Below are 26036 nucleotides of genomic sequence, written 5' to 3'. Positions count from 1 at the left end.
TTGAGAAACTCTATAACCAATTCCATATTCTAAACATAATCAACTCATATAAAACATTTTACGTATCCAAAGTATGATTCACCTCCATTTTTAATTTCAGCTTATTGATTAAAGTATCAATTCCGGTGAGTGATCCATCCATTTTCTTAGCTTTTAAAAACAAATCCATTGCTTCCTGATACTCCATTTTTTTCATATGGTAAATTCCTAAATTTTTATAGGCATCAGCATTTTGCGAATCAAGCTTTAATGAATCTTCAATATCTTTGCGTCCTTCTTCACAAAGGTTTAATTTAATTTTTGCCAGTCCGCGGTTATTATAGGAATATGAAAATTTTTTATCCACTGAAATAGCTTTGTTTAATAAAGGGATAGACTCTTCATATTTTTCGAGGAGAATTAGTGTATACCCTTTATTATTTAAAGCAAATTTGTTGTCCGGATTTATTTTTAAGGCTTTATCATAATATTCAAGAGATTCTTCCAACGATCCTGTTTAAGTAAAGGTCAATGCAAAATTCGTCCAGTCATCCGTAGTCATGGAAGAATTATTTTCTTTGAATGTAATGGCTGTCTCTTTTGCTTTTTCAAAGTTCTTAGCATTAATATGAGATACTATTGCCATCCTGTAGATATCAAGATCTTTTGATTCCTGCATTAAACTGTCAAAGATTGATGCCGCTTCACAATACTTCTTTTCGTTAAATTTATAGATTCCTTCTGTATATTCTTTAGGCAGTTTCTTCTGACGGATAAGATTGACAATAGCTTTTCCATCGTTAAATATTAATCTTCCATCACTCATATAAATAGGTTTGTGGCTCGGAAAAATATTGATTAAAAAATCAATGGCTGAAGAAACCATTAAGATGATGAAAAATAAAGTAAGAAATTGAGTATTTGAAATGATTAAATAAGAGAGTAAAGCCAGTAATAATGATGCAGCCGGCCCTCCAAATACATATAAAATATGCTTATTGACAGAAAATCTTTTTTCTTCACTTTCACAGAGTCCTCTTCCCCATTTAAGGGGATTTTTAAAAATATAAAAAGAAAAATCTTTGAAATTGATGAGAAAACTGTTATCCTTATCTCCGTAAGAACCCATAAAGACATGTACTTTCTTTCTTGTCACCAGCCAAGCGGTAACGGCATGTCCCATTTCATGAAAAAAGACTGTTAAAGGTCTGACCAATATTAAAAAGATGAAAATAAAAATTCCGGGGACACCAAAAAATTCCATTAAAAAGTCTTCAATCGGTTATTAATTATCATTCTTTATCCTATCGGATACAAATCCTAATATGATAAAGAAAACTGTTGCAATATACTTATTTTTCCAATGACATTTTCCTCCTGATTTTGCTTAAAAACTCATGGGTAATTCCCAGATAGGATGCTACCTGCTGCTGGGTAATCCGTTGTTCCAATCCAGGATACTTTTCAAGGAATTCAAGATATCGTTTGTCCGCTGTTTTGCCCGTTAAGGAAAGAATTCTTCTCTGCAACGCTACCGAAGATTTCTGGTTCATGATTCTGAAAAGCTTTTCTATCTGTGGCATTGTTTTATACAGATTTTCTTTATCTTTTCTAGAAATCATCAAAACTTCACTGTCTTCAAGGGCTTCAATATTGAGAATACTGGGAACGGTATTGATAAGACTGTCAATATCGGTGATCCACCATCCTTCTACCGCAAAATAAAGGGTTTGTTCCAATCCATTTTCATTCAGGTAATAGACCTTGAAACAGCCAGTCAAAACAAATCCTTCAAAATTACAATAGTCGCCTTCTTTGAGAACGATTTCTTTCTTTTTAAACTTTCTGTATTCAAAAGGTTTTGTAAACTGGTTGAAATCCTCCTGGGAAAGATTTACATAGTTACTGATATTTTTATAGAGCAGATCGGGCATTCTGTAATTTAAACAAAATAAAGGTATCAAAATTATTGACACCTTTATTGAATTAAGTGATGTTAAGTCGTTTTTATATATAAGCAATAGAACTTCAATTTTTGTTGGGTAAACGTAAAGACGCAAAGTTTTACCATACATATTATTTATTTTAAGACGCAAGAAAATTGAAGATTTTCAGCAAGATAACCTGTTTTAAATTTTTATCGGAGATAAACAATTTTTACTATCATTTTGTGCCCTTGCGTATCCAAAGAAGCCTACCTGCTTAAAAATTCATTTGTATTCATTACGAGGGCATACAGGTTTCCAAGAGCAGAAATCCCCGCCAAAAAGGATCTTTGAACTTCTTCAGCCTTTATCACTTCCCCATTCAGTTCACGGTTTCCGGTGGCTGTGGCATCACCGATAATGATATTGGTAAACCCGAAATCGAAAGCAGCTCTGGTGGTAGATTCCACGCAGACATCTGTCATCATTCCTGTAATCACCAGATTTTTAATGGTCTTTGACTGAAGATAATTCAGAAGATCAGTCTCTCTGAAGCTGTTGGGAAAGTGCTTCACAATCACTTTTTCATCTTTCTCCGGCAAAACCAGATGATTGATTTTAGCTCCATCTGTACCTGGAATAAAAAATACTGCACCATCATTGGTAGAAATATGCTGGATGTGAATAACAGGAAGATGATTGTTTCTGAAATATTCTAAAATCCTTCTGGTGTTTTCAGCGGCCTGTACACTTTTTTCCAGCGTCATTTTTCCGCCCGGGAAATAATCATTTTGTACGTCGATAATTAATAGTGCCGTGTGTTCCGTTTTTTGTTGTTGTGCATTCATTGTAATCATTGAAATTAATATCAGACAAGAGGTCAGAATAGTTTTAAATTTATTTTTCATGAGTAAAATTGTATAGGTCAAAATTACAGAGGTCTCATGGCCTGGCCTTTGAACTAGTTCAAAAAACACTACTGACATCTAAAAACTTAATATTGTTAATTTTTTTCGTACTCATCGGTTTAGAACGAAAATTTTATTATCTTTTTAAAGAAAAACTATTGACAAACAGTTAATATAATTTAACGGTATCAGATTTGGATAAGCAAAAAAAATAGCCTTATTTTATTCTGTCATAAAAGAAAATATTTTTAAAGTAAAAATTTTAAATAACCTTTATAAAAGCGGGATTACCAAAATGTTTTTTGGATAAAAAAGATTCATTTAGTGTTGAATAAAACATTAAATTTGCGACATTGATATTATGGATAAAAAGACACAAAAAAAACCGACTGAATCGCCTGAAAAAGGCAGAATCTTATCTAAGCCACGTATTTTTTTCGGGCTTACTTTTATACTTTTATCGGCTGTTCTTGCATTCTCATTCGTCTCTTATCTGATGAACTGGAAAGCAGATCAAAGCCAGGCCGGAACCATGCTGGACAAAAGCATAAAATCGTCCAATATCTTTGGCAAGGTAGGTGACTGGCTTGGAAATATTTTCATTTTTGAAAGTATTGGTATTGCTTCATTTATCATTGCATTTTTGTTCCTTGTAGTGGGAACACTGATCCTTAAGAAGAAAATCTTCAAACCGTGGAAAACGATCGGCCACTCTTTATTTTTCATCTGCTGGCTTCCTATTTTTATGGGGGCACTTACAAAAGGCCAGGGTGTTTTAGGCGGTGTTTATGGATATCAGATCATGGACTATCTTAACTCCATCATCGGAGCAGTAGGCCTGTGGACGGTATTAGCAGCAAGCATTCTGCTCTATTTTATTCTTGAATTCAATCTTCGTCCAAGTTCTATCAAAGCGAAACTGGATAAGATCAATGAAAATACGATTGGAAAAGTAAAATCTATGATGCCGGACTCCAATGATGATTTCGAAGCTGATGAGGAATTGAAAGAGGAAGCAGAGGAAGCGGAAGAAGAGACGCTTTCAAGAGTTACGGTGAGTGATGTTGCCAACAAGCCCGTTACAACTCCTGTCAATACAATGAAAGAACCAGAACCTGTAAGTGCTCCGAAAGGATTCCCTGAAGTTCCGGTTTCAAACGAGATAGAAACTATTACAACACCCAACCATACTTCTTTTGAAGCAGAGCCAAGAGATGTTTCTCAACAGGTAAGCTTAAACCTTTCTACCAAGCCCATTGTTCCGGTTTCCAGCCCGGAGGAAGCATTTGATATCAGACCTTCTGCTCCGTCTCCGCCAGTAACAACAGCTCCGGCACAGGAAAACATTAAATTCAATGTAGAAGTGGCACAGGTGGTTGATGTTCTGGATGATTCTGATAAAAAGTCTCAGGAACTGGTAGAAAAGCATGGTTTATATGACCACAAGCTAGATCTTGCCAACTTCCAGATGCCGCCTGTAGACCTGCTGAAAGATTACGGAAATGAAGAAATTTCTATCAATAAAGAAGAATTAGAAGAAAATAAAAATAAGATTGTTGGACTTCTGAAGAATTTCAACGTTGGAATCGCAGAGATTAAAGCTACAATCGGGCCTACAGTTACACTGTATGAAATTGTTCCTGAAGCAGGAATCAGAGTAGCAGCGATTAAAAAACTGCAGGATGATATTGCATTGAACCTTTCTGCATTAGGAATCAGAATTATCGCGCCAATGCCAGGAAAGGGAACAATCGGTATTGAAGTACCAAGAAAGAATCCTACCATGGTTTCTATGCGTTCTGTCATCGCTTCTCAGAAATTCCAGAATACAGATATGGACCTTCCGGTAGTTTTCGGAAAGACCATTTCCAACGAAATCTTCATGGCTGACCTTTCAAAAATGCCTCACTTATTGATGGCAGGAGCAACAGGTCAGGGTAAATCTGTTGGTATTAACGCTATCCTTACTTCCCTTCTTTATAAAAAACATCCGAGCGAACTGAAATTCGTCATGGTAGACCCTAAAAAAGTGGAACTTTCATTATATTCTAAAATTGAAAGACATTACCTGGCAAAACTACCGGATGCAGAAGAAGCCATCATCACAGACACCAATAAAGTAATCAATACACTGAACTCTCTTTGTATTGAAATGGATACCCGTTATGATCTTCTGAAAAATGCTTTCTGTAAAAACTTAAAAGAATACAATAAGAAGTTTACGGAAAGAAAATTAAATCCTGAAAACGGGCACCGTTATTTACCGTATATCGTATTGGTAGTAGATGAGTTTGCAGATTTGATCATGACGGCAGGAAAAGAGGTTGAATTACCGATTGCCAGACTTGCACAGCTTGCCAGAGCCGTAGGAATCCACCTTATTGTAGCTACACAGAGACCATCCGTAAACGTAATTACAGGGATGATCAAAGCCAACTTCCCTGCAAGAGCTGCCTTCAGAGTAATTTCCAGTGTTGACTCCAGAACCATCCTTGATTCTCCGGGAGCAGATCAGCTCATTGGTAAAGGAGATATGCTTTATTTCAACGGAAATGAGATCCTGAGACTTCAGTGTGCTTTTGTAGATACTCCGGAAGTGGAAAGACTGGCAGAGTTTATCGGAGAACAGAAAGGATATTCTTCAGCATTATTACTTCCTGAATACGTATCTGAAGATTCAACAAGTACAGTAGGTGCTTTTGACCCGAACGAAAAAGATGCTTTATTTGAAGAAGCAGCAAGAATCATTGTTTCTACGCAACAGGGATCTACCTCAATGCTTCAGAGACAATTGAAACTGGGTTATAACAGAGCCGGAAGAATTATGGATCAGCTGGAAGCAAGTGGTATCGTTGGAGGCTTTAACGGAGCAAAAGCAAGAGAGGTTCTGATCAGTGACCTTCATTCTTTGGAACAGTTTTTGGAAGATCTGCGTAGTTAAAGGAAAAACACATCGTTTTAACCTTAAGAATTAAAGAAAATCTAACGATTATTAAATTAAGAAAATGAAAAATATTATTTCAAAAGTTATATTGGGAAGTTTTGTTGTAGGTTCAGTAGGTATGGCCAACGCTCAGAAGATTGATGCTAAAGCTAAAAAGATATTGGATGATATTACAGCCAACTACAATTCTAAAAAGAATTCTTACTTCAAATTTTCTTTTGGAAGCGGTCTTAACGGGCAGGTAACAAAAACAGAACCTGGTATTTATTACGTAGCAGGAGAAAAATACAAACTGAAGATCATGGATACAGAGCAGATCTTCGACGGAACTAAAATTTACAATATCAACGCCGATGATATGGAAGTAACTATTGCTAAACCTAACGGAAGCAGTACCATGTTCTCCCCTATCAACTACCTTACAACCTATAGAAACGATTATAACGTAACATACAACGGTAAGAAAGTGGTCAATGGCGTGAATGCTGACTTTATTAAACTGACCCCGGTAAAAGCGAACGGAATAAAATACGTATACCTTTTTGTAGATTCAGCGAAAAAACAAATGGTAAAACTGGAACAGCATGGAAACAACAAAGATGTTGCTGTAATTGCTATTAAAGAGTATAAAGAAAACCAGGAGCTGGATCCTAATATGTTTGTTTTTGACAAAAATAAGTTTAAAAACTACATCGTTACAGAACTTTAAAAAGCTGAAAGTGAATTCGCAACTATGTAAATTTACTTTTAACGTTAAAAAAATAACAAAATATAAAAAGCCACAAGTAAACTTTGTGGCTTTTTGATTAATTTTGGCGCATGTTAAAAATACTAGACCGATACATTATAAAAACCTTCTTTGGACCGTTTTTCTTTATATTCAGCGTATTGTTTTTCATTTTTATTGTAAACATTATCTGGGTACAGTTGGGACAGTTTATGGGAAAAGGATTAAGCTACTGGCAAATCCTTAAACTTCTTTTTTATCTTGGGGTGAACGTCATCAGTATGGTTCTCCCGCTTACGATCCTTCTGGCGAGTATTATGTCTTTTGGTGAATTTGGAGAACGTTACGAACTTGCAGCAATGAAAGCGGCAGGAATTCCTTTGACTCGAGTAATGACTCCTCTTCTTGGGATTTCCACGGCACTTGCCATCATGCTGTTTTTCTTCTCTAATAATATTATTCCGGACTTTCAGAAGAAAGCCAAGAACATGCTTTTCAATATTGCCCAAACCAAACCGGCTATCAACTTTACTCCAGGACAGTTTATTGATCAGATTCCAGGTTATATGGTAAAGTTTGACAAGATCTATGGGGAAAACGGTGAAAATATTGAAGGCGTTTTTGTTCATAAAAAAGCCAATGCTTATGAAAACCAACAATCTGTAGTGGCTGAAAAAGGAAAATTTGTTCCGGCTGTTAACAAGAATTTTCTAAAGCTTGTCCTTTATAACGGCTATGTATTTGAAGATGCTTTTGCCGGAAAAGGTGATAACGTAAGGCTGAAACAACCGGACCAGGCTATTAAATTTGATACATTGGTATCCCACTTTGACATTAGTGAAATCATCAATAAAGCGATCGAAAAAGAACAGATTACGGATGACTACCGTTTCCAGACCTATAACCAGCTTGACGGAACGATTACAAAAACCAAAAAAGACAATAAACAGTTCTTTGATAACATCGGTTCTGAGGTTCTTAACCAGACCAATTCTGTGATTACCTACATGGATAAAGGGAATAAACATAAAGTAGCTCCGAAGACCCAGATTAAACTGGACACCGTAAAAGGTGAAAAAAAACTGGAAATCATTTACAATTCCTATAACAGATTAGACAACCTGAAATCAACACTGGAATCTAAAAAGAATGAATACAGTTCTAACGTAAAATACTTCAGTAAAGTCGTTATTTACCAGCAGAGAATTGTTGCCTATTCTGTGACCTGTATCATCTTCTTTTTGATCGGATCCAGCTTAGGTTCTATCATCAGAAAAGGTGGAATGGGGCTTCCGGTCATCATCGCTATCGTTATTTTCATCATCTTTTATGTCATGAATGTCGGGGTGGAAAATATGTCATGGAGCGGGAAAATGAATCCTTATCTGGCAGCATGGCTTCCCAACCTGATCCTTCTTCCTTTTGGAGTCTGGATGACGTATAAAGCACTTACAGATTCGCAACTGTTTGATGCAGAAAAATACAAAGCATTGTTCAAACCTATCACCAAAAGGTTTACCAAAAGTAAGGAACATCAGAGATACCAATAATTCTGATTTTAAAATAAAATTAAAAGCTCCGGAGAAATTCCGGAGCTTTTTTGTTGATTATTATTACAATATTTAATTGATAATGATTTTGAATTTAAAAATTTATATTTGTGGGAATTTAAAACAAAACCATGAAGAAATTACTACTTATTGGCCTGTTCGGTCTTGTATCGCTCAATGCCCATGCTCAGGATCAGGATGAAACCGGAACCTACAACGGTGAAAAATACGGCTACATCATTGACAAATCCGGAAAGAAAATTGAAGGTGTTGTACATCTCCACGGCGGCTATTCAAGTCCGTGGCAAAATCAGTTAAAAGTAAAATTTGCGGCCATTGCTGATATTGACAAAGTAAAGAATAAGATAAAATTCAAAACCTACGACACAGACGATATCAAAGAATACATGTTATACGAAGGTGACACTCCAAGGGTTTTCAAGTCGGTAAAATACTCAAACATGAGAGAGGCTCTGAACAGCTCTGAAAGTTCAACAGGATTATCAGCCGGCTTTAAGGCGCTTAACAACCTGTCAAGAACGGAACAGTTTGCTGAAGTAGTAGCAGAAGGTAAAATTACAGTTTATAAGCTTTATGGCTATCCTACGGCTCTTTCTGCAAACAGTACTCAGGCCATCACGCAGAGAGAAACAGACCGGTTAAGAGAGAATCCCAATTATATCTTTTCAAAGAAAGGAGGAAAAGCTGAAGAATTAACGCCCGCAAAAGCCAAAATTATCCTGGCAGACTGCCCTTACGTAAAAGCAAAAATGACAAAGGGAGAATATGGTTCCCTGAAAAATGAAGAGAAAAAAAGAAGCGGTCTTGGAAAATTCATCCGGGATGAAATCAACAATTCAACGGTGGATAAACTTTCAATTATCAATGAAGTGATCTACGATTATAACGAAAATTGCAAATAAAACAATATAAGGCTTTCAGTTGAAGGCCTTTTTTTATGTCATTAAAATTTTTGTATTTTTATTCACCACCAAACCATTCATTCTATGAAAATCCTAGTTCTGACAGCGGGCTTGCTTCTTTTTGTTTCCTGTAAAAATGAAAAAGATAAAATCATCCTAAAGAAATCCATTTCCAGAGATAGTTCTACTGCAAAAAAGGATTCAGTTAAAACAAATACAACAGAAAAACCTATTGATCAGATTAAAAAAGAATATGCTGTCCTTCAGGCTCAGTTGGAAACTAAAAAGCTGAGTTCTTCAAAATTCAATTATGATTGTAATGATGAACCTTCAGGAGAAGTATTTTTTTATTCTGACAAGGATGGAATTAAAGTGATAGAGCATTTTTATGCAGAACACAGTCATTTTTCGGCATCTGAAAAGTATTTTATCAAAGACGGAAAACCATTTTTTATTTTCAGACAGGAAACCGTATGGAATTTTGATGGTGGCACCCCTGAGAAACCTGTTACCAAAGATGATATTACAGAAACCCGCATTTATCTGCAGAATAACCAGCCGCTGAAATGCCTTGAAAAGAAATACAGCATCAAATCGGATCAGAAAGAAAAAACAGCTCCGGATACGATTCCAGGAAAAGAAATCAGGTGTAATGTGAATGAAATTCTTCAGAGCTACCAATCTCTATTAAAGCATAAAGACCAGAAAGGCTCCAAACAATGTTTATAAAACTAAAGAGATTGACCTTTAAGCCAATCTCTTTTTTATATTTTAAAACTGATAAACGAAAGCATTGATATTCATTCCGGCTCCTACTGAAGCAAATAACACAATATCATTTTTTTTGATTTTATGATGTTCCAGTTCATCCTGCAAAATCATCGTCAGCAAAGAAGGAATCGTAGCCACACTGCTGTTACCTAATTTATGAATAACCATAGGCATGATATTTTCCGGAACCGGTTTTCCATACAGCTGATAAAACCTGTTAACGATGGCTTCATCCATTTTTTCATTCGCCTGATGAATGATAATTTTATTGAGCTGATCAATAGAATATCCACTGTTGTCCAGACATTTTTTCATCGCATCCGGAACATTCACGAGAGCAAATTCATATATTTTACGACCATCCATCTTAATGTATCGGGTATCCGGGCATCTTTCGTTGTTGTAAGATTTTCCAAAATACAGATAGTCTTTTTCTTCAAGGGTATAAGAAGCTGACAAATGGGATTTGATCCCGGCATCATCATCCTGATTTACTTCCAGAACAGCTGCTCCTGCTCCATCCGCATAGATCATACTGTCTCTGTCGTGGATATCTACCACACGGGAAAGTGTTTCTGCTCCAATAACCAGGCATCGCTTCGCTATACCGGATTTGATAAACGCGTGAGCCTGAATTACCCCTTCAATCCATCCCGGACATCCGAAAAGAACATCATAGGCCACACAGAAATTATTTCTGATTCCCAATACATGCTTCACCCTTGCAGCAAGGCTGGGCACCGTATCAGACTGAACCGTTCCGAAGCGAACATCCCCAAAATTATGGGCAAATATAATATAGTCTAATGTTTCAGGATCGATTCCTGCATTTTCTATAGCTGCACGCGCCGCAATGACGCCCAGATCTGAAGTGACCTGTGTACTATGTGCATATCTCCTTTCTTCAATACCTGTAATCTTTTTAAGCTTATCCGTAATGGAAGCGTTATTCTCCTTTAATAAAATCCCTTCTTCATTAAGAAAAATATGTTTATCAAAAAATAAATTGGTTATTGTTTCCGATGGGATATAATTTCCTACCCCGATTATTTTTGTCATCATTATAGTATCTGTTTCCTGTTTTTTAATTGAACGTCAGGAATAATTCATTAAATATAATGAATGAACGTAAATACTTCACAATATAGTATAGAATAAGAATGCATTGCATTATAAAAAGTTAAATAAAACAGCAAAAAAACAAAAAAAAAGAGATCTCCTATAGGAAATCTCTTTATTATTTTTCAAAACTGAAAATTATACTTTCATAATTTCAGCTTCTTTTGTCTTAAGATGCTCATCGCAAAGTTTAACGTATTTATCAGTATAAGCCTGGATTTCTTCTTCCACGCCTTTTACTACATCTTCAGAAACTCCTTCCAGCTTTTTAAGTTCTTTCAAACCGTCCTGTCTTGCATTTCTTACCGTTACTTTAGTGTTCTCAGTTTCCACTTTAGCCTGTTTTGCAAGCTCTTTTCTTCTTTCCTCTGTTAAAGGCGGAACATTAAGGATAATGTTTTCCCCGTTGTTAGAAGGTGCAAAACCTAAGTTGGAATTGATGATTGCTTTTTCAATCGCGTTGATTGCCGTTCTGTCCCAAGGTTGAATAGAGATTGTCATTGCATCCGGAACAGAAACATTCGCAACCTGGTTGATAGGAGTCATTGCTCCGTAGTATTCTACCATTACATCCTGAACCATTGTCGTAGAAGCACGTCCTGCTCTAATTCTTTGAAATGCGTGATCCAGGTGCTTTACCGCTGCATCCATGTCCTGTTTTACAGATTCTAATATAAGATCTAATTCTTCCATTATTATAGTATAGTTTGATAAATTACACATCTATTAATCCATCTGAATATCAATTAATTAAAACTAAAAACGCTGTAAACACCAGTATTTTCTTACTATTTTAAATTATTTTTTACTATTCAGTGCTGCAAAAATAATGATTATTTCCATATTCTGGTAAGACTGCATTCTGTATTTTGTGAAAACGTTGATATTTTTGAATAGGATACTGTGCAAAATTATTTGTTTTGTTGTAAATACGGCGTTGAACTCAACGGAAAAAGAAAAGACGACTATAAACCGTCTTTAAAATTTAAATAATCGATAATCAATTCCCTAGGAATTCTAATGTCAACAGAATAAGAAAACTCCTTAGAATGAAATCCATCAGCTAATTCATGCATTTTTGATAAACATTCAACAGCGAGAGAATCTGTTCTCATTTTTAGATACAAAATAAAATCCTCTAACATCTCTATTTTCATTACTACGCATTTTTTAAATTGTTCCTTAATGCTTAATCTCTAATATCGGAAAAAATAATTAAAAAACCTAACAAATAAAAAACTTTGCTGCAGATTATGGACAAGGAACATCAACTGCAGTAATACTAGAATCTAAAGAGGGTCAATTATTTCAAATATCAATGCAATCAGAGGAATGGCAAAATAATTGTTACAATATGCAAAATATTTTCTTCTCACTCAAAGGAAAAGAGTTAAAAACACAGCATTACGGATAACCGTAATAAATTTTCAGGAAAAGAGTTAGCTTTGCAATAAATTAACAAAACCATTAAAATTTAGATTATGATTAAAGAAGGAATTTTAGTAAAATTAAAATCAGGGGGACCAACAATGACAGTTAAATTTGAAAGCGAACTTGCAGAAGGTCTTTGGGTATGCAATTGGTTTGCCGGTGACCAACTTAACGAAGCAACATTTTCTGAAGATCAATTAGATCCATTGTAAAAATATAGCCCCAATTAAGGGGCTATTTATTAATTTTCACTTTATTGTCAACTCTATTTTTCCATTCTTCATATTCACTACTTTTCCATTTCTTATTTAATTCTTCAATAATGTATTCCACAACTTTAAAACACACCTCATAAGACTTTAAGAAATAGTTGTAATCACATATTATTTTACTTTTCTCCTTAGCTCTTGCTAATTTTTTTGCCTTACGTAAATATATTTCATTTACAATTCCGTCATTATGCATATACAAATCTCTAGTAGCTTTCAATTCTATATAACGTTCATAATCATCACACTTATTTAAATCTACACTTGTATAATCCTTAAAATCCTTTGCAAAGTCCTCTGGTGATTTGTATGTAAGTTCATTAATTATCCTTTTAAATAATTGAGTTTTTAACTCTTCTAAAGATTGTACTTCAAAAATAAGATTTGAATCTATTTTTATTTTGTTACTAATCTTTGCAGGATACTTTTGCAAAATTACATCTAATACAGCAACCATAACACTTTCTACTGATGTAACCATTTTATAAATCCCATCTATAGCTAATTGGTCAATACAAAGTTCATTTATACGTAATTTTAGTTCACTGTACGAATATTCATATTCATGCTCTATAACCTCATCTTCATAATCAAGACCTAAAGGTGTTGTAATTGTAACAATCCCTTTTTCAGTGGCTTTAATATTGTCTCGATAAAATGAAAATGCCGTTTTTGACAATGCTATTTTTTCACCAATATCAAATATTAGTAGTTTTAAATCTTTTACAGTCCTATATAATTTATTCCCAAAATCCACTTCTTATTTTTTTCAAATATAAGAAAAAGCCATCTTAAAAAAAGCTTGTGTATTATTGGGAGATACTGCTTTTGGCAATACTTGATTTTCTTTCTTAATTTCCCCCAGATCAATATTTCACAATCAGGATTGTTTTTGAATAATAGCTATTTCCAACATGGATTTTACGTACCTGCCTCCTCTTTGAAAAAAAGAAAGTTATTTTTCGTCTAAAATCCAACTTCTAGCAAAAACTTCAGGTACAAATACCTACCGAATATTTTGGTTATTTCTACTTAGTGTGATATCATTTTTTATAACGTCCTTTACTCTATTCTTTTAAACGAAACGTCGGCAGGTATTTCAAACGGAAAACTTGCCCTAACAAACGGAAAGTCCTGGAGAAGACATTTTGCAGAAATGAACAATTATAAACTAATTTAAACCAATCACATCATGACAAATCCATCTTTAGATGCCTATCAACAAGTTTTTGGTATGGCAGGTCTTGCCAACCGTGCCGGAGGCTACAACGGTCTTGGTATCCAACTGCAGCAACAGCTTCAGTATGATTTATCTTATTATTTTAACAATGTTCCTCCGGTTAAAATAATGGATCAGAAAACACCTTCCATAGCTAATCCTTCAGCCGTATCGGAATTAGGAAACTGGGATCTGGTCTGGGGACCTGCCCTGATCGAAGAAAAAAATGAAAAAGGAGTTCCTACCGGAGTTGCAGATAATGCATTATATGTCGTTAAATCTGATGCTGTCGCATTTCCGGGAGGTCCTACATTGCCAACGTACGTTGTGGCTATTGCTGCCACTAATCCTTCCTCTCTTTACGATTGGGAAACAGAAGATTTTTCGGTAGCCGAAGTGGTCAACTGGACGACTTATAATCCTTCCAACTTTGCTCCATCAGCCTTTAACGGCATTGACCCTTATATTTCAAAAGGAACGGCTACCGGGGTCGGTATACTTCTGGGACTTATAAGTCCGGGTGATGCCGCCGCACCCAATACCACGCTTCAACAGTTTCTTGCCAGCTTAAGTCCGGATCCGGATACTGCCATCATATTCTGTGGACATAGCCTAGCCGGAGCATTATCTCCTACCCTGGCCCTTTATCTGAAAGAGAATAAGGATCTGGATGCCTTCGGAGTAACGCTTGTATATCCTACCGCCGGACCAACGCCGGGTGAGGCTGCATTTGCCAACCTGTTCAACAGTAAATTCCCGCCATTACCTCCGGGATGGCAACAGCAGACAGGTACTTATCAAAGCTGGAACACCATGCACTGGAATGATCTGGACGTTGTTCCTCATGCATGGCCGGTATCGGAACTGGGAAAAATAGCAACTATTTATGGTCAGGCTCCTACCTATATGACGGCAGCCTTATTAAACGCTTTACAAAAGATGGCGATTGCTGATTCTTCAAATTCAGGAGCCAGTTATACAAGAATACAGAACCAATCGCTGCCAGGTCAGCTCCAACACTCAAGCGCCTCCTCGGTGAGCATCAAGACACCTCCTGAGTCTTTGCAGGACTACATGCTTCAGTTATCAGTACAGCATGTGGGGATGTATAATGGTATTCCTGCGGAAGGGCCTAATCCACAGGTAGAAGGACTTATTTTATCACAGCCATTACCAAAACCCGATCTGAAGCTGGTACCGGGAGTAACTGCTGTCACCGAATTGGAGATGATTCTAAAAATAATCGATCAGATCATCGGATGGATTTCTTCCCGTTATGTTTTGGTTGAAAAGGAAAATGCCAAACAGAATGTTGAAGCAGACAAATAAATACTTAAAACAATCATTAATAAAAAACACCTGTCACAATTACTGTAACAGGTGTTTTTATATTTTTTAGAACTTATATTGATTATAAATTAACCAAAGTACCTACATTTTCTCCGTCTACGATTTTTTCTAAATTTCCATCTTTGTTCATATCGAATACAATGATTGGCAATTTATTTTCGTGGCTCAAAGTAAATGCAGTCATATCCATTACTTTAAGGTTTTTCTCAAATACTTCATCAAAAGATAATGAATTGTATTTTACAGCATTTGCATTCTTTTCAGGATCGCTGTCATAGATTCCGTCTACTCTTGTTCCTTTTAAGATTACATCAGCCCCGATTTCGATCGCTCTTAAGGTAGCCGCTGTATCAGTGGTAAAATAAGGATTTCCTGTTCCGGCTCCGAAGATCACTACTCTTCCTTTCTCAAGGTGTCTTACTGCTCTTCTTTTGATGAAAGGTTCAGCTACTTTATCCATTTCGATAGCCGACTGAAGTCTTGTTTTGATTCCTGCATCTTCTAATGCGCCCTGTAAAGCCATACCATTGATAACAGTAGCAAGCATTCCCATATAATCTCCCTGCACTCTGTCCATACCTTTTGCAGCTCCTGCTACCCCACGGAAGATATTTCCTCCTCCAATCACGATCGCTACTTCACAGCCTTTTTCAACTACCTTTTTGATCTCAGATGCATATTCCTGCAGTCTTTCGTTGTCAATACCGTATTGTCTGTTTCCCATTAAGGCCTCACCGCTCAGTTTCAGAAGGATTCTTTTATATTTCATCTTTTATTTTTAAGTAACTTTTTATTAGTACGGGTTTCCCCGGAATTTGATTTTGCAAATATAATCATTAATGATATTGATAAAAGAAAAATATTTAAATAGAAATAATGTAAGAAATATTTTGAAAAGTACGAAAAAGGATTATTTTTGCATTAATTATAAATTGAGTTGAAGAAAATTATCATTTTTTCATTATTTCTATCAGGAATTGTTTCTTATGCGCAAACGGGAACAAATGTCTATCCGTTCTTAAATGTACCTGTATCTGCAAGACAGGCTGCTCTGGGTGGCGATGCAATTTCGGTAAGAGATTATGATGTTTCCTTTGCTATTGCAAACCCTGCCCTTTTAAATAAAGATTCTGACAAACAGCTTTCTGTAAACGCAACGGCTTACCTTGCCGACTCGAAATACGGAACGATTGCTTATGCCAAAGACTTTGAAAATGGCCACATGGCTACCATCAATGCAAGGTATATGAGCTATGGAAGTATTCCGAGGACAGATGAAAGCGGTTTTGAAAACGGAGAATTTAAAGCTTCAGATGTAGCGATTGGCGCAGGCTATGCCTACCAGTTTGAGGAAGACTGGACGATTGGTGGAGGGCTTAATTTCATTACCTCAAAAATTGACAACTATACTTCTTCCGCCATCTCAGGAACAGCGGGAATTACCTATCATAATAAAAAGAATAAAGAAGTACTATCACTTGTGATGAGAAATTTTGGTTTCCAGCTGAAATCCTTTAACGGAACAAGAGAGAATCTTCCGTTCAGGGTTGATCTGGGATATACCAAAATCATCAAGAATTTTCCTCTTGCCATCACCATTACCGCACATGATCTTCAGAAGTTTGATATTTCTTCAGAAGAAAACCTGGACGGGCAAAAAGTGGGTGCCGGCAGAAAGATCGCAGACCACTTTTCTTTGGGAGCAGAATTGTTTCCGGAAAAGAATTTCAATATCAGACTGGGATATAATGTAAAAAGAGGAAATGAACTGGCTGTTGCAGATCAAAGAAACTTCTCGGGACTTTCTGCTGGATTTGGAGTTAAAGTTTCCAGATTCCGTATTGATTATGCCCACGTGAGATATCACAACTCTTCGAACGTCAATCAGATAGGAATTTCCATGGACCTTTCCAGCCACAGAGGAGAATAATCTTCCTGGCCGGAAATTTCTTAATTATTCTGAAATTTTCTTACTTCTTCTTGATTTTCTAAAAAAAATCTTGAAATTTGCAGTATGAAAAAACCTGTAATTGCTATCGATGGGTACTCGTCTACCGGAAAAAGTTCTATCTCAAAAATCATTGCTGATCAACTGGGACTTATTCATATGGATACAGGAGCACTTTACAGAGGAGTTACCTGGTATGCTTTGCAGCATTGTCTGAATGAAAACGGTGAGATTGATCTGAATACATTGTTCTCTTCTTTTAATCAGATCAAACTTGAATTTAAAAATAACGACGGCACCCTTATTCTTTTCCTGAATGACACAGATATCTCTACGGAAATCCGTACCAATATCGTATCTGATAATGTGAGCCTTGTTGCCAAGCAAAAAGAGGTGAGAGATTTCCTCCTGCAGTCACAGCGCACTTTGGCAGAAAAAGGTGGCGTTATTATGGACGGACGTGACATCGGGACAGTAGTTCTGCCAAATGCAGACTATAAATTCTTTCTTACTGCCAGTATTGATGAAAGAACCAACAGAAGGTTTCTGGAACTGAAAGGACTGGGTATAGAAGCAGATAAAGAACAGGTAAAACAAAACCTGATAGAACGTGACAAGATCGATAGTGAGCGTGAAATAGCCCCATTGAAGCAGGCTGACGACGCTATTGTTATTGATAATTCGACACTCACCAAAGAAGAAACCATACAGCTTATTTTATCTCACATCAAAAAGATTTAACAATTTTTAATAGGCTTCAGGCCTCCTTTGGTATACAAATTGTAAGTTTTATTACTGTAAAAACTAATCTATTATTAATTATTAAAAAACTTAAAATGTCTAGAAAAGGAAATAATACAGCAGGTATATTGGCAGGACTTCTTGCAGGTGCTGCGGCAGGTGTAATCTTAGGAATGTTATACGCACCGGAAGAAGGTAAAGAAACCAGAAAAAAAATTAAAACGAAGGCAAATGATCTTAAAGATCAGGCAAAGAACAAATACGGTGAGGTTTCTGAAAAGGTGAAAGACCAGTACAGCAATATTTCTTCTACTTTCAAGGAAACAGCTAACAGCGTAGCACATACAGTGAAAGACGGATATGACAAATACAAAGATCAGATTGTTTCTAAAACTGCAGATTTGGCAAAAGATGTAGAAGCGGAACTGAATGATCTGAAAAAATAAGTAATTTATCTTTTTTAAGTAAATTACAGAAAGGAACTTTTGTGCGAAAGTTCCTTTTTTTGTAACTTTAAAAAAAAACAATGATAGAAACTATTAAAGAATACGCCTCCAAGAGAATAGATCTTCTGAAAATTGAAGCGACTGAAAAGTCGTCACTTTCTGCCGGGCTCATTACTTACTTTGTAGTACTGCTTGTTGCTTTTGCTTTTTTTATTATCCTTTTCAACTTTGGAATCGCTTTCCTTATCGGAAAAGCACTGGATAATTATTCCTATGGATTCTTAATTGTTGCTGCATTTTACGCACTGGTAATGGCGTTTGTTGTTGCCTTCAAAACAAAAATTGTGAATACTGTTGCAGATCAGGTTATTAAATTTTTAAATCATTAAACTATGGGCAGAAAATACGAGAGCATAGAAGAATTAAGAAGAAAGAAAAAACTGCTTCAGGGTGAAATAAGTGATCTGGAAAATCTTCTTACCTTCAAAAATACAAAAGAAAGCTTAAGTGCATTTACCAATGGTTTAAGTGATCAGTATCTTCAGGAAAAGATTGATGAAGACGGTGATGAAAAAGTAGTTTTAAGAAAAGATGTCATTGCCAAACAGCTTACTTCAGAAGTAAAAGATCTTCTGATCAGCAAAAATACAGCTGTAGGTATTGCCAGCTCCGCATTCAAAGGAGGAAACATTACCGATGGTCTTGTTAAACTGGGAGTTACTGCTATCGTTGGAAACTACGCCAAAAAGAACATGAAAAGTTCCAACTGGAAGAAAAAACTGATTGGTGCAGCATTGATTTACCTTGCTCCTATTGCTCTGAAATATGTCAGAAAAAAGATGGAGGTTTATCAGAAAAATAAAAGTGTTTCAAGTATGGAGCAATTGATATAAAAATCAGATATCAGAAACCAGACGCCGGATATTATTCAGTAATATTTTACAATAATTTTTAACCTCTGGTTTCTGATTTTCTATTTTGAAAATAACTGTCCTAAAATAATCCCGGCAGCCATTGACACATTGAGGCTTTCTGTAGACTGGGATTTTCCAAATCTAGGAATACTGATGCTTTTTTGTACCAGTTTTTCCGTCTCCGGTCTCATTCCGTTTCCTTCATTTCCTAAAATAAGGTTTAGCTTTTCGGGTTTCTGGAAAGTATAAATATTCTCCCCTTCCATATCCGTTCCGATATTTACATTCTCTGTTTTGGAAAGATATTCCACCAGATCAGTATACACCACATTCACTCTGGTAAAAGATCCCATCGTTGCCTGAATGACTTTCGGATTGTACACATCTACGGTATCTTCACTACAGATGATCTGTTCTATCCCGAACCAGTCTGCTAACCGTATAATAGTTCCAAGGTTTCCGGGATCCTGGAGTCCATCCAAAACCAATTGTATATTCTTATCTTCCCATTTTTCTTCCTCGGCAAGATAACATACCGCCACGGAATCTTTTGGAGTTTTAAGAAAACTTATTTTTTTTAATTCATTTTCAGAGATATGGGTAACAGGGATATCACTACGGTCCAATTTTTGTGGATCGGTTGACAATATTTCTTTAACTTTAAAGTTAGAATTAGAAAGTTCACAAATGATTTTATTACCTTCAACCAAAAACAAATTGTATTTTTGTCTGAACTTCTTTTTATCTAAAGATTGTAAAACTTTTATTGTATGAGCTGTAAGCATTATAAGAATTCTCCTCAAAAATATTATAAAATTATCTCATTTGCAACATTTGTTGGTCTCCTTTATGCTTGTAGTACGACAAAAAAAGTTCCTGAGGGCGAATATCTGCTTACCAAGAACAGTTTAGAGTTCGAGGATAAGAAAGTATTTTTCGATGAGGAACTTAAAGATTATATTCAGCAGAAGCCCAATAAAAAGCAGTTTCTTTTCATGCCATTAAGTCTCCTTCTGTACAATATGGCGGATCCGAAATACGACACCATACTTAATGAATATATGACCTATCCCGGTGAGATGAGAAATCAGAAGCTGAGAGATTCTTTATTCCTTAAATATAATATGAAAAGCAGTGTCGGAAAAAGTCTTCTTTTCGACCGTTTACTGCACAACTGGGGAACACCGCCGGTTATTCTTGATCAGACAAGAAGTGAAAAAAGTGCTGAATCTATAAAGAAAAGACTTACCTACAGGGGATATTGGGATGCTGATGTCAATTTTAAACATACACTGGATTCCGCTTCCAAAAAAGCATCGGTTAATTATTCCATCAAACATAATGATCCTACACGTATCAAGGATTACTTCTATAATATTCCGGATCAGGGGATCAAAGGGTATTACAACTATAATCTGAACAGAAGTCTTGTAAGATCCGGACAGATCCTTGACCAGACCGTTCTGGAAAGAGAGGTTACCAGAATCACCGATCTGATGAGAGAGTTTGGTTTCTACAGGTTCAATGCTTCCAATGATGAAGTTTATTTCGTTGCAGATTCCCTTAAAAGCAGAAAACAGGTTCCTTTAACCCTGGAAATTCATAAAGACTCTCTGGATACCCCTTATAAAATAGCCACTTTTGGAAATATTGATGTTGCCATTGTGGATGAACCCGGTGACTATCCTAAAAACACCAAAAAAGATAGCTTAAGGAGAATAAGATTCCATACGATGAATGATAAATATAAACTTTCATCGGTGTGGAGAGCTATTATTCCGGACAGTAAAAAGGTTTTTGACCAAACGAAACTGGACGTAACCAAGAGAAATCTTTTATCGATGAATAACTTCAGCATCGTTAAAGCGAGAGACTCACTGAGACAAGGCGGAATGACCTCTCCAAACGACAGTATTGTTGATGTTTTATATGTACTGAAACCACTTCCGAAATACGAACTTAAAGTGGGAACAGATATCAACTATTCTCAGGTTTTAAACCTGGGGATCTCTCCTTCTGTGGACCTTACCACCCGAAATGTTTTTAGAGGAGCGGAAAACCTTTCTACCAGTCTTTCAGGAACATTTGGTTCTATCAGAAGTACAAAAGATATCAGTAAAAGAGTTGCAGCCTACGAAATATCAGCTCAGGCATCCCTGAACTTCCCAAGACTGCTGCTTCCTTTTAATTATTATAAATTCATTCCAAAACGATACACACCTACATCATCTATTTTGCTAGGGGCGTCGATACAGAACAACATCGGTTTGGGAAGGTTGATTTTCAATACGGGACTGAACTATCAGGCAAGTGTTAATGATCAGGTGTATCACAAGCTTACTTTATTCAATACTCAGGTCAGTCTGACAAAAAATAAAGATGCGTACTATGACTACTTTGTGAATGACGGAAGGGTAAAAGATGAAGTATTCGGGAATTATTTTATGTTTAACCCGGAAACTGCGCAGACCGGACAAGATTATAAAGATGGAAAACTCAGTGTAGATGAAGTTTCCAAAATGATTATTGAGAACGATGCTTACCGTGGAAGCCTTAATCAGCAGGGAAGAGACCTTTTAACAGCCTTTACCGGAACATTGGTGAACAAAGACAGACAAACTCAGGATGTCCTTATTTCTTCCATGATCTACAATTTTGTCTATAGTGAAATTGGAAAGAAAGAATATCCAAATGCCTTTTATTTTAACGGAAAAGTGGAGCTTGCGGGAAATATATTAAGTATATTCAATAAAAAAGATAACGGCGGAGGTATTGTTACCGGCCCGCAAGGAACTATTTTCGGACTGCCTTACGCACAGTTTGTAAAATTTGATATTGATACAAGAAAATATTTCAAATTTAACGGAAACCAGACATTGGTGCTGCGCCAGTTTATCGGAGTTGGAATACCTTACGGAAACTCTCAGGATATGCCCATCATCAAGTCTTATTTCAACGGAGGTTCCAACGATATCAGAGCCTGGGTAGCCTTTGGAGGATTAGGTCCTGCAGATTCCCAGGTGGATGAAAGAGTTCGTACCTATATGACAGACAATCTAAAGCTTACCACTAATATTGAATATCGAATTCCTTTCAATAAAACTTATGAAGGCGCTTTATTTACCGATATCGGAAATACATGGAGTCTTCGTAACTATAACGATGGATATGGAGATGAATTTAAGTTCGGTAAGTTCTGGAAACAGGTGGGTATCGGAAGTGGATTCGGATTAAGATTAAATATTGCCTACGTAACGGCGAGAATTGACCTTGCGTATAAGATCTATGACCCGAATAAACCTGAAGGCGACCGATGGAGATTCAAATTCATCCAGCCTTTCAAACCAACAGTTAATATCGCGTTCGGATATCCTTTCTAATCCGGAGAAACGCCTAAAATAAAATAGACTACAGCAATCACACGGGCGAGGATTTCCCTCGTCTGGTTTCTGTAGAAACTCTCGGGTTTTGTGACATCCTGCGCATCAAATCCCAAAGCATTCATATCATTATTTCTTGCAAAAAACAATGCTCTCAGGTTGTGATATCCCTGAGATACAATGATGACATTCTTCTTCTTATAAACATCCTTACAACGAAGAATACTTTTATAGGTATTAAAACCTTTAGGATCTTCCACAATAATATCTTCAGGCACACCTTCCTGATTGATCAGATAGTTTTTCATTGCTCCCGGTTCGTTATAACCTTTGCTTTTTTCCCCGCTTACTATAATTTTCTTGATTTTCCCATGATGGTAAAGAAGGGCTGTGGCATCCATTCTTTTGGTGAAATAAGGATTGGATTTTCCGGATCTCATTTTTGGAGATGTTCCCAGAACCAAAGCAATTTCACGAGGTGGAATTTTTGAGATTTTGGTATAAGTTCTCCCATTGGTAAGCCCGAAAACCCACACATTACAGAAGCATATCATCAGAACTCCCAATTCCAGTGATATAAACCCAAGGTTAAATATGTTCCTAATAACTCTCAACTAAGATCAAAGTTAAGCTTTATTTTTTTACTTTTCACAATAGACATACAGGCTAAAATATGTCCCTGCTCTTCCTCTTTTTCGGTAAGATACTCATTTTCTAACAGTTCTACTTCTCCTTCATCTAAAGAACATTCACAACTTCCGCAGATTCCGGATTTGCAGGAATAAGGGACAGGAAACTTTTTCATCAGAAGCTGCTGAAGGATTTTATCCTTGTTATCAGGAAGCTGGGTCGTATATTTTTTCCCTAGCATGGTAAATTCGACCTCAATATTTTCAATCAGAGGAAATTCTTTTTCTACAGGATAAATATCATCATTAAATTCTTCAAAAAGTTCAAAATGAATATTCTTTTTCGGAATTCCGTGATGATAACATGCATTGGCCAATGTCTTGATCATTTCTCCTTTTCCGCATATTAATACTTCATCCACGGCATCCCAAATGGTGGATTCTTCATCTGTATCATCCAAATGAAGGATCTGATTGATGATCAAATGTAACTTCTTCTCATCCAGTCTGCCATAGAAAAACTGATCTGCTGTTTTCTCCTGAGAAAAGAAATAAAATATCTGAAGCCTGTCACCATATGTTCTGGCAAGGTTGTCCAACTGTTCGCGATAGACTAAATCTTCTGAACTTTTATTTCCAAAAAATAAAAACAACCGCGTTCTGGGTTCATTGTGAAGAATATTTTTGAAATGACTTAAAATAGGGGTAATTCCAATGCCTGCTGCAAAAGCAACAATAGTTCTGAATTCACTGGGTTTGGATACAATAGTAAATCTCCCGGAAGGTTCACTTACCCAAAGTTCATCACCAGCATTATAATTTTGAAATAACTGCGAAGTAGCTCCTTCAGAGGAATTCACCTTTATCCCCAGACATATTTTCTCTTCATAAGGAGCTGAAGTCATTGAATAATCATTAATAACTTCTTTCCCATGTGATTGAAATCTTATACTGACGAACTGCCCGGCTTCAAACCTGAAATTTTCTCTTAAATTCTCAGGAATTTCGAATTTCAGAGAAAAAGTATTTTTGGTCAGCTCTTCCTTTTTCGCTATTTTTAACGGATGAAACTTTATCAGTTTCCCCTTATAGATTTGTTGTTCCATAACTTCAATTCAAAAATAGATAAAAAATAATTTATGAAGAAGATAATTTTATCCACGTTACTTCTTACTGCACTGTACAGCTGTAAAAAAGAAGGTCAGAAAACTGAAGACACAGCTGGCGCAGACCCTGTTTCTGTATCTCAAACTACAGAACCTGAAGGAAGTACAGCTATCCCCCAAGAACTTTCCCCTGAAAATGTAAGCCAGCATTTGGCAAAAAATAATGATACTTTATATGTAACCAATTTTTTTGCAACCTGGTGCGGCCCATGTATCAGAGAAATTCCAAGTTTTAAAAGTAAAATGGAGGAATTGAAAGGCAAACCTGTAAAATTCACTTTCGTGAACCTTGATGATAAGGCAGATTGGGCTGGTGCTGTTAAGAATTTTGCTGCAGAAAATAAATTAGGAGGCAGCATTATCCTACTGGATGGACAAAAATTAGATCCAAACTTCTTTCACAACAACTTCAAACAATGGGACGGAGGTTCTATTCCCTTTACTTTCATGAGAAAAGGTGATAAAACTGACGAATATCTGGGAATGATGACGGAAGATGTTTTGAATTCTAAAATCGATTCTTTCCTAAAATAAATAGACTGAACTCTTTCTGAATCATGTCAAAAAGATTTAAAATCCTGTGTTTATTATTCGTGATTGCCATTATTGCAAGCGCAATTATTAATCTGAACACAGGATTTTTAAGTTTAAGCTTCCAGGACTTCTTTCAGGATTCTGCGCACAGCCAGATTGCTGAAATCCGTATCAACCGTGTCCTAGTAATGATGCTGGCTGGGATTTCTATTCCTACTTCTGGTTTCCTGATGCAGGAATATTTTCAAAATCCACTGGCAGGACCTGATATATTGGGGATAACATCAGTCGCCAGTTTATCAGTTGCTTTTTATATTTTCTTTTCCCATACTATTTCCCTTCCTGAATTTTTACAGAATAGTTTTCTCAGTTTATCAGCTATTGTAGGAAGCTTACTGTTGATGTTGGTACTCCTCTCTATGTCCAATAGATTTCAGGACAAATCATATCTTATTATTTTCGGGTTTTTGGTATCTGCTTTTGCCGGAGCTATTGTTTCTCTGCTTCAGTTTTATGCAGAAAATCAGAGTCTTAAAAACTATATTTTATGGTCTTTCGGAGCGAATAATATGGTAACGAGGAATCAGATCTATGTACTTTCCGTTCTGGTTTTAATCGGAATGTTGATCTGCTTCAGAGCGATAAAACCACTCATTGGAAATTCTCTGGGCAATTCCTATGCACAAAGTTTAGGGGTCAATCTGAAACAGCTGAAACTCTTAATCATAGTAGCATCTTCTCTCATATCTGCTTCTGTTACTGCATTTTTAGGACCTATTCTGTTTATTGGAATCATTGTGCCACACTTTTGCAGACTTGTTTATAATCCATCCAGATTATGGCAGCAATGGATTCTTAATATGTTTCTGGGAATGCTGATTATGTTATTTTTCTCTGTTATTGCCGAAAAAACACAGATTCCTCTGAATGTAATAAGCTCTGTATTCGGGATTCCTGTGATTCTGATGATGCTGTTGAAACAGAATAAAGTGTGATCGTGATATACACAAACCGGACAACCAGTTTCAAAATTAATACGGGGTCAGGAAAATAACCCATAGAATTTGAGAATAATTTTATAACTTACTTCAGTGGATAAAAAAGGAAATCAATCATACTGTGTCATTCCGAAGGAATCTAAATTACTTTGTCGAGATGCCTTC

At 36.2% G+C, this 26036-nt stretch carries 27 protein-coding genes; 15 read left to right on the top strand and 12 right to left on the bottom strand.

Annotated elements, in window-relative coordinates:
• Positions 1-58: 58 nt before the first annotated feature.
• The 4 genes from PZ898_RS02200 to PZ898_RS02185 all read right to left on the bottom strand — a co-directional run bounded on the left by PZ898_RS02200 (position 59) and on the right by PZ898_RS02185 (position 2812).
• Positions 59-487 carry a tetratricopeptide repeat protein gene (locus PZ898_RS02200; RefSeq protein ID WP_277694672.1) on the bottom strand — a complete coding sequence of 143 codons (429 nt, stop codon included), beginning with the start codon at positions 485-487 and terminating at the stop codon, positions 59-61.
• A gap of 9 nt (positions 488-496) precedes the next feature.
• Positions 497-1195, bottom strand: coding sequence for a M50 family metallopeptidase (locus PZ898_RS02195; RefSeq protein WP_277694671.1), 699 nt, complete (start codon positions 1193-1195; stop codon positions 497-499).
• Between the two features lie 136 nt (positions 1196-1331).
• Entirely contained in the window at positions 1332-1913 is a 582-nt protein-coding gene (locus PZ898_RS02190; RefSeq protein ID WP_120230949.1) for a Crp/Fnr family transcriptional regulator, read from the bottom strand.
• A 260-nt stretch (positions 1914-2173) separates the two neighbouring features.
• Positions 2174-2812, bottom strand: coding sequence for a cysteine hydrolase family protein (locus tag PZ898_RS02185; protein WP_277694670.1), 639 nt, complete (start codon positions 2810-2812; stop codon positions 2174-2176).
• A 361-nt stretch (positions 2813-3173) separates the two neighbouring features.
• Between PZ898_RS02185 and PZ898_RS02180 the strand changes: the two genes are divergently transcribed.
• The 5 genes from PZ898_RS02180 to PZ898_RS02160 all read left to right on the top strand — a co-directional run bounded on the left by PZ898_RS02180 (position 3174) and on the right by PZ898_RS02160 (position 9685).
• Entirely contained in the window at positions 3174-5753 is a 2580-nt protein-coding gene (locus tag PZ898_RS02180; protein ID WP_277694669.1) for a DNA translocase FtsK, read from the top strand.
• 64 nt (positions 5754-5817) lie between these two features.
• Complete coding sequence (locus PZ898_RS02175; protein ID WP_277694668.1) at positions 5818-6465, top strand: outer membrane lipoprotein carrier protein LolA; 648 nt, start codon at positions 5818-5820, stop codon at positions 6463-6465.
• A gap of 110 nt (positions 6466-6575) precedes the next feature.
• Positions 6576-8033: an LptF/LptG family permease gene (locus tag PZ898_RS02170; protein ID WP_120230946.1), complete on the top strand. Its 1458-nt coding sequence runs from the start codon at positions 6576-6578 to the stop codon at positions 8031-8033.
• Between the two features lie 131 nt (positions 8034-8164).
• Entirely contained in the window at positions 8165-8956 is a 792-nt protein-coding gene (locus PZ898_RS02165) for a hypothetical protein (protein WP_277694667.1), read from the top strand.
• An 84-nt stretch (positions 8957-9040) separates the two neighbouring features.
• Positions 9041-9685: a hypothetical protein gene (locus PZ898_RS02160; protein WP_062670063.1), complete on the top strand. Its 645-nt coding sequence runs from the start codon at positions 9041-9043 to the stop codon at positions 9683-9685.
• Positions 9686-9727: 42 nt separating this feature from the next.
• On the opposite strand, the gene PZ898_RS02155 is transcribed toward PZ898_RS02160, so the two are convergent.
• From PZ898_RS02155 to PZ898_RS02145, 3 genes are all read right to left on the bottom strand, one after another.
• Positions 9728-10789, bottom strand: a complete 1062-nt coding sequence (locus PZ898_RS02155; protein ID WP_062670066.1) for a ketoacyl-ACP synthase III — start codon at positions 10787-10789, stop codon at positions 9728-9730.
• A 195-nt stretch (positions 10790-10984) separates the two neighbouring features.
• Positions 10985-11539, bottom strand: coding sequence for a ribosome recycling factor (frr, locus tag PZ898_RS02150; protein ID WP_034694343.1), 555 nt, complete (start codon positions 11537-11539; stop codon positions 10985-10987).
• Between the two features lie 272 nt (positions 11540-11811).
• Positions 11812-12003 (bottom strand): hypothetical protein, encoded by a 192-nt coding sequence (locus PZ898_RS02145; RefSeq protein ID WP_277694666.1) that lies wholly within the window; start codon positions 12001-12003, stop codon positions 11812-11814.
• A 324-nt stretch (positions 12004-12327) separates the two neighbouring features.
• Between PZ898_RS02145 and PZ898_RS02140 the strand changes: the two genes are divergently transcribed.
• Positions 12328-12489: a DUF2158 domain-containing protein gene (locus tag PZ898_RS02140; RefSeq protein ID WP_277694665.1), complete on the top strand. Its 162-nt coding sequence runs from the start codon at positions 12328-12330 to the stop codon at positions 12487-12489.
• 22 nt (positions 12490-12511) lie between these two features.
• On the opposite strand, the gene PZ898_RS02135 is transcribed toward PZ898_RS02140, so the two are convergent.
• Complete coding sequence (locus PZ898_RS02135; protein ID WP_277694664.1) at positions 12512-13303, bottom strand: hypothetical protein; 792 nt, start codon at positions 13301-13303, stop codon at positions 12512-12514.
• A gap of 435 nt (positions 13304-13738) precedes the next feature.
• Here PZ898_RS02135 and PZ898_RS02130 point away from each other — a divergent pair, with 435 nt between their 5' ends.
• Positions 13739-15094, top strand: coding sequence for a hypothetical protein (locus PZ898_RS02130; protein WP_277694663.1), 1356 nt, complete (start codon positions 13739-13741; stop codon positions 15092-15094).
• An 82-nt stretch (positions 15095-15176) separates the two neighbouring features.
• Here PZ898_RS02130 and pyrH read toward each other — a convergent pair whose 3' ends face one another.
• A complete protein-coding gene (pyrH, locus tag PZ898_RS02125; RefSeq protein WP_062670071.1) occupies positions 15177-15884 on the bottom strand; it encodes a UMP kinase in 708 nt (235 codons plus the stop codon).
• Positions 15885-16052: 168 nt separating this feature from the next.
• Here pyrH and porQ point away from each other — a divergent pair, with 168 nt between their 5' ends.
• From porQ to PZ898_RS02100, 5 genes are all read left to right on the top strand, one after another.
• Positions 16053-17045, top strand: coding sequence for a type IX secretion system protein PorQ (porQ, locus tag PZ898_RS02120; RefSeq protein WP_062670073.1), 993 nt, complete (start codon positions 16053-16055; stop codon positions 17043-17045).
• A gap of 84 nt (positions 17046-17129) precedes the next feature.
• Positions 17130-17804 carry a (d)CMP kinase gene (gene cmk, locus PZ898_RS02115; protein ID WP_123278360.1) on the top strand — a complete coding sequence of 225 codons (675 nt, stop codon included), beginning with the start codon at positions 17130-17132 and terminating at the stop codon, positions 17802-17804.
• Positions 17805-17899: 95 nt separating this feature from the next.
• Complete coding sequence (locus PZ898_RS02110) at positions 17900-18250, top strand: YtxH domain-containing protein (protein ID WP_047431084.1); 351 nt, start codon at positions 17900-17902, stop codon at positions 18248-18250.
• 80 nt (positions 18251-18330) lie between these two features.
• Complete coding sequence (locus tag PZ898_RS02105; RefSeq protein ID WP_034694332.1) at positions 18331-18639, top strand: phage holin family protein; 309 nt, start codon at positions 18331-18333, stop codon at positions 18637-18639.
• A gap of 3 nt (positions 18640-18642) precedes the next feature.
• The gene (locus PZ898_RS02100) at positions 18643-19143 is read left to right on the top strand and encodes a hypothetical protein (RefSeq protein ID WP_034694329.1); all 501 of its coding nucleotides are present in this window, start codon (positions 18643-18645) and stop codon (positions 19141-19143) included.
• A gap of 80 nt (positions 19144-19223) precedes the next feature.
• Here the strand turns inward: PZ898_RS02100 and PZ898_RS02095 are convergent, their stop codons facing one another.
• Entirely contained in the window at positions 19224-19949 is a 726-nt protein-coding gene (locus tag PZ898_RS02095; protein WP_277694662.1) for an RNA methyltransferase, read from the bottom strand.
• On the opposite strand from PZ898_RS02095, the gene PZ898_RS02090 reads away from it, so the two are divergent.
• Positions 19935-22544 (top strand): BamA/TamA family outer membrane protein, encoded by a 2610-nt coding sequence (locus PZ898_RS02090; protein ID WP_062670078.1) that lies wholly within the window; start codon positions 19935-19937, stop codon positions 22542-22544. The two genes, PZ898_RS02095 and PZ898_RS02090, sit on opposite strands and share 15 nt — an antisense overlap.
• Here the strand turns inward: PZ898_RS02090 and PZ898_RS02085 are convergent.
• Both PZ898_RS02085 and PZ898_RS02080 read right to left on the bottom strand, forming a co-directional pair.
• A complete protein-coding gene (locus PZ898_RS02085) occupies positions 22541-23158 on the bottom strand; it encodes an ElyC/SanA/YdcF family protein (RefSeq protein ID WP_062670079.1) in 618 nt (205 codons plus the stop codon). The genes PZ898_RS02090 and PZ898_RS02085 overlap by 4 nt on opposite strands.
• Positions 23155-24279, bottom strand: coding sequence for a ferredoxin--NADP reductase (locus tag PZ898_RS02080; protein WP_277694661.1), 1125 nt, complete (start codon positions 24277-24279; stop codon positions 23155-23157). Before PZ898_RS02080 ends, PZ898_RS02085 begins: the two co-directional genes overlap by 4 nt.
• Before the next feature lie 33 nt (positions 24280-24312).
• On the opposite strand from PZ898_RS02080, the gene PZ898_RS02075 reads away from it, so the two are divergent.
• Both PZ898_RS02075 and PZ898_RS02070 read left to right on the top strand, forming a co-directional pair.
• Positions 24313-24873, top strand: a complete 561-nt coding sequence (locus PZ898_RS02075; RefSeq protein WP_062670082.1) for a TlpA disulfide reductase family protein — start codon at positions 24313-24315, stop codon at positions 24871-24873.
• 23 nt (positions 24874-24896) lie between these two features.
• Positions 24897-25868, top strand: a complete 972-nt coding sequence (locus PZ898_RS02070) for an iron ABC transporter permease (protein ID WP_277694660.1) — start codon at positions 24897-24899, stop codon at positions 25866-25868.
• The last annotated feature ends 168 nt before the right edge of the window (positions 25869-26036 follow it).

The sequence above is a fragment of the Chryseobacterium sp. WX genome (genome assembly GCF_029542485.1).
GTDB lineage: Bacteria > Bacteroidota > Bacteroidia > Flavobacteriales > Weeksellaceae > Chryseobacterium > Chryseobacterium cucumeris.
This window is presented reverse-complemented; position numbering and strand designations above follow the sequence as displayed.

What these genes read in the sequence shown, in the direction of transcription:
- PZ898_RS02190 (WP_120230949.1), bottom strand. Translation starts at nt 1,913, where the DNA reads ATGCCCGATCTGCTCTATAAAAATATCAGTAACTATGTAAATCTTTCC.
- PZ898_RS02075 (WP_062670082.1), top strand. Translation starts at nt 24,313, where the DNA reads ATGAAGAAGATAATTTTATCCACGTTACTTCTTACTGCACTGTACAGC.
- PZ898_RS02070 (WP_277694660.1), top strand. Translation starts at nt 24,897, where the DNA reads ATGTCAAAAAGATTTAAAATCCTGTGTTTATTATTCGTGATTGCCATT.
- PZ898_RS02100 (WP_034694329.1), top strand. Translation starts at nt 18,643, where the DNA reads ATGGGCAGAAAATACGAGAGCATAGAAGAATTAAGAAGAAAGAAAAAA.
- PZ898_RS02170 (WP_120230946.1), top strand. Translation starts at nt 6,576, where the DNA reads ATGTTAAAAATACTAGACCGATACATTATAAAAACCTTCTTTGGACCG.
- PZ898_RS02145 (WP_277694666.1), bottom strand. Translation starts at nt 12,003, where the DNA reads ATGAAAATAGAGATGTTAGAGGATTTTATTTTGTATCTAAAAATGAGA.
- PZ898_RS02175 (WP_277694668.1), top strand. Translation starts at nt 5,818, where the DNA reads ATGAAAAATATTATTTCAAAAGTTATATTGGGAAGTTTTGTTGTAGGT.
- PZ898_RS02095 (WP_277694662.1), bottom strand. Translation starts at nt 19,949, where the DNA reads ATGCTTACAGCTCATACAATAAAAGTTTTACAATCTTTAGATAAAAAG.
- PZ898_RS02105 (WP_034694332.1), top strand. Translation starts at nt 18,331, where the DNA reads ATGATAGAAACTATTAAAGAATACGCCTCCAAGAGAATAGATCTTCTG.
- PZ898_RS02140 (WP_277694665.1), top strand. Translation starts at nt 12,328, where the DNA reads ATGATTAAAGAAGGAATTTTAGTAAAATTAAAATCAGGGGGACCAACA.
- PZ898_RS02155 (WP_062670066.1), bottom strand. Translation starts at nt 10,789, where the DNA reads ATGATGACAAAAATAATCGGGGTAGGAAATTATATCCCATCGGAAACA.
- PZ898_RS02130 (WP_277694663.1), top strand. Translation starts at nt 13,739, where the DNA reads ATGACAAATCCATCTTTAGATGCCTATCAACAAGTTTTTGGTATGGCA.
- frr (WP_034694343.1), bottom strand. Translation starts at nt 11,539, where the DNA reads ATGGAAGAATTAGATCTTATATTAGAATCTGTAAAACAGGACATGGAT.
- pyrH (WP_062670071.1), bottom strand. Translation starts at nt 15,884, where the DNA reads ATGAAATATAAAAGAATCCTTCTGAAACTGAGCGGTGAGGCCTTAATG.
- PZ898_RS02185 (WP_277694670.1), bottom strand. Translation starts at nt 2,812, where the DNA reads ATGAAAAATAAATTTAAAACTATTCTGACCTCTTGTCTGATATTAATT.
- PZ898_RS02165 (WP_277694667.1), top strand. Translation starts at nt 8,165, where the DNA reads ATGAAGAAATTACTACTTATTGGCCTGTTCGGTCTTGTATCGCTCAAT.
- PZ898_RS02110 (WP_047431084.1), top strand. Translation starts at nt 17,900, where the DNA reads ATGTCTAGAAAAGGAAATAATACAGCAGGTATATTGGCAGGACTTCTT.
- PZ898_RS02180 (WP_277694669.1), top strand. Translation starts at nt 3,174, where the DNA reads ATGGATAAAAAGACACAAAAAAAACCGACTGAATCGCCTGAAAAAGGC.
- PZ898_RS02160 (WP_062670063.1), top strand. Translation starts at nt 9,041, where the DNA reads ATGAAAATCCTAGTTCTGACAGCGGGCTTGCTTCTTTTTGTTTCCTGT.
- PZ898_RS02080 (WP_277694661.1), bottom strand. Translation starts at nt 24,279, where the DNA reads ATGGAACAACAAATCTATAAGGGGAAACTGATAAAGTTTCATCCGTTA.
- cmk (WP_123278360.1), top strand. Translation starts at nt 17,130, where the DNA reads ATGAAAAAACCTGTAATTGCTATCGATGGGTACTCGTCTACCGGAAAA.
- PZ898_RS02090 (WP_062670078.1), top strand. Translation starts at nt 19,935, where the DNA reads ATGAGCTGTAAGCATTATAAGAATTCTCCTCAAAAATATTATAAAATT.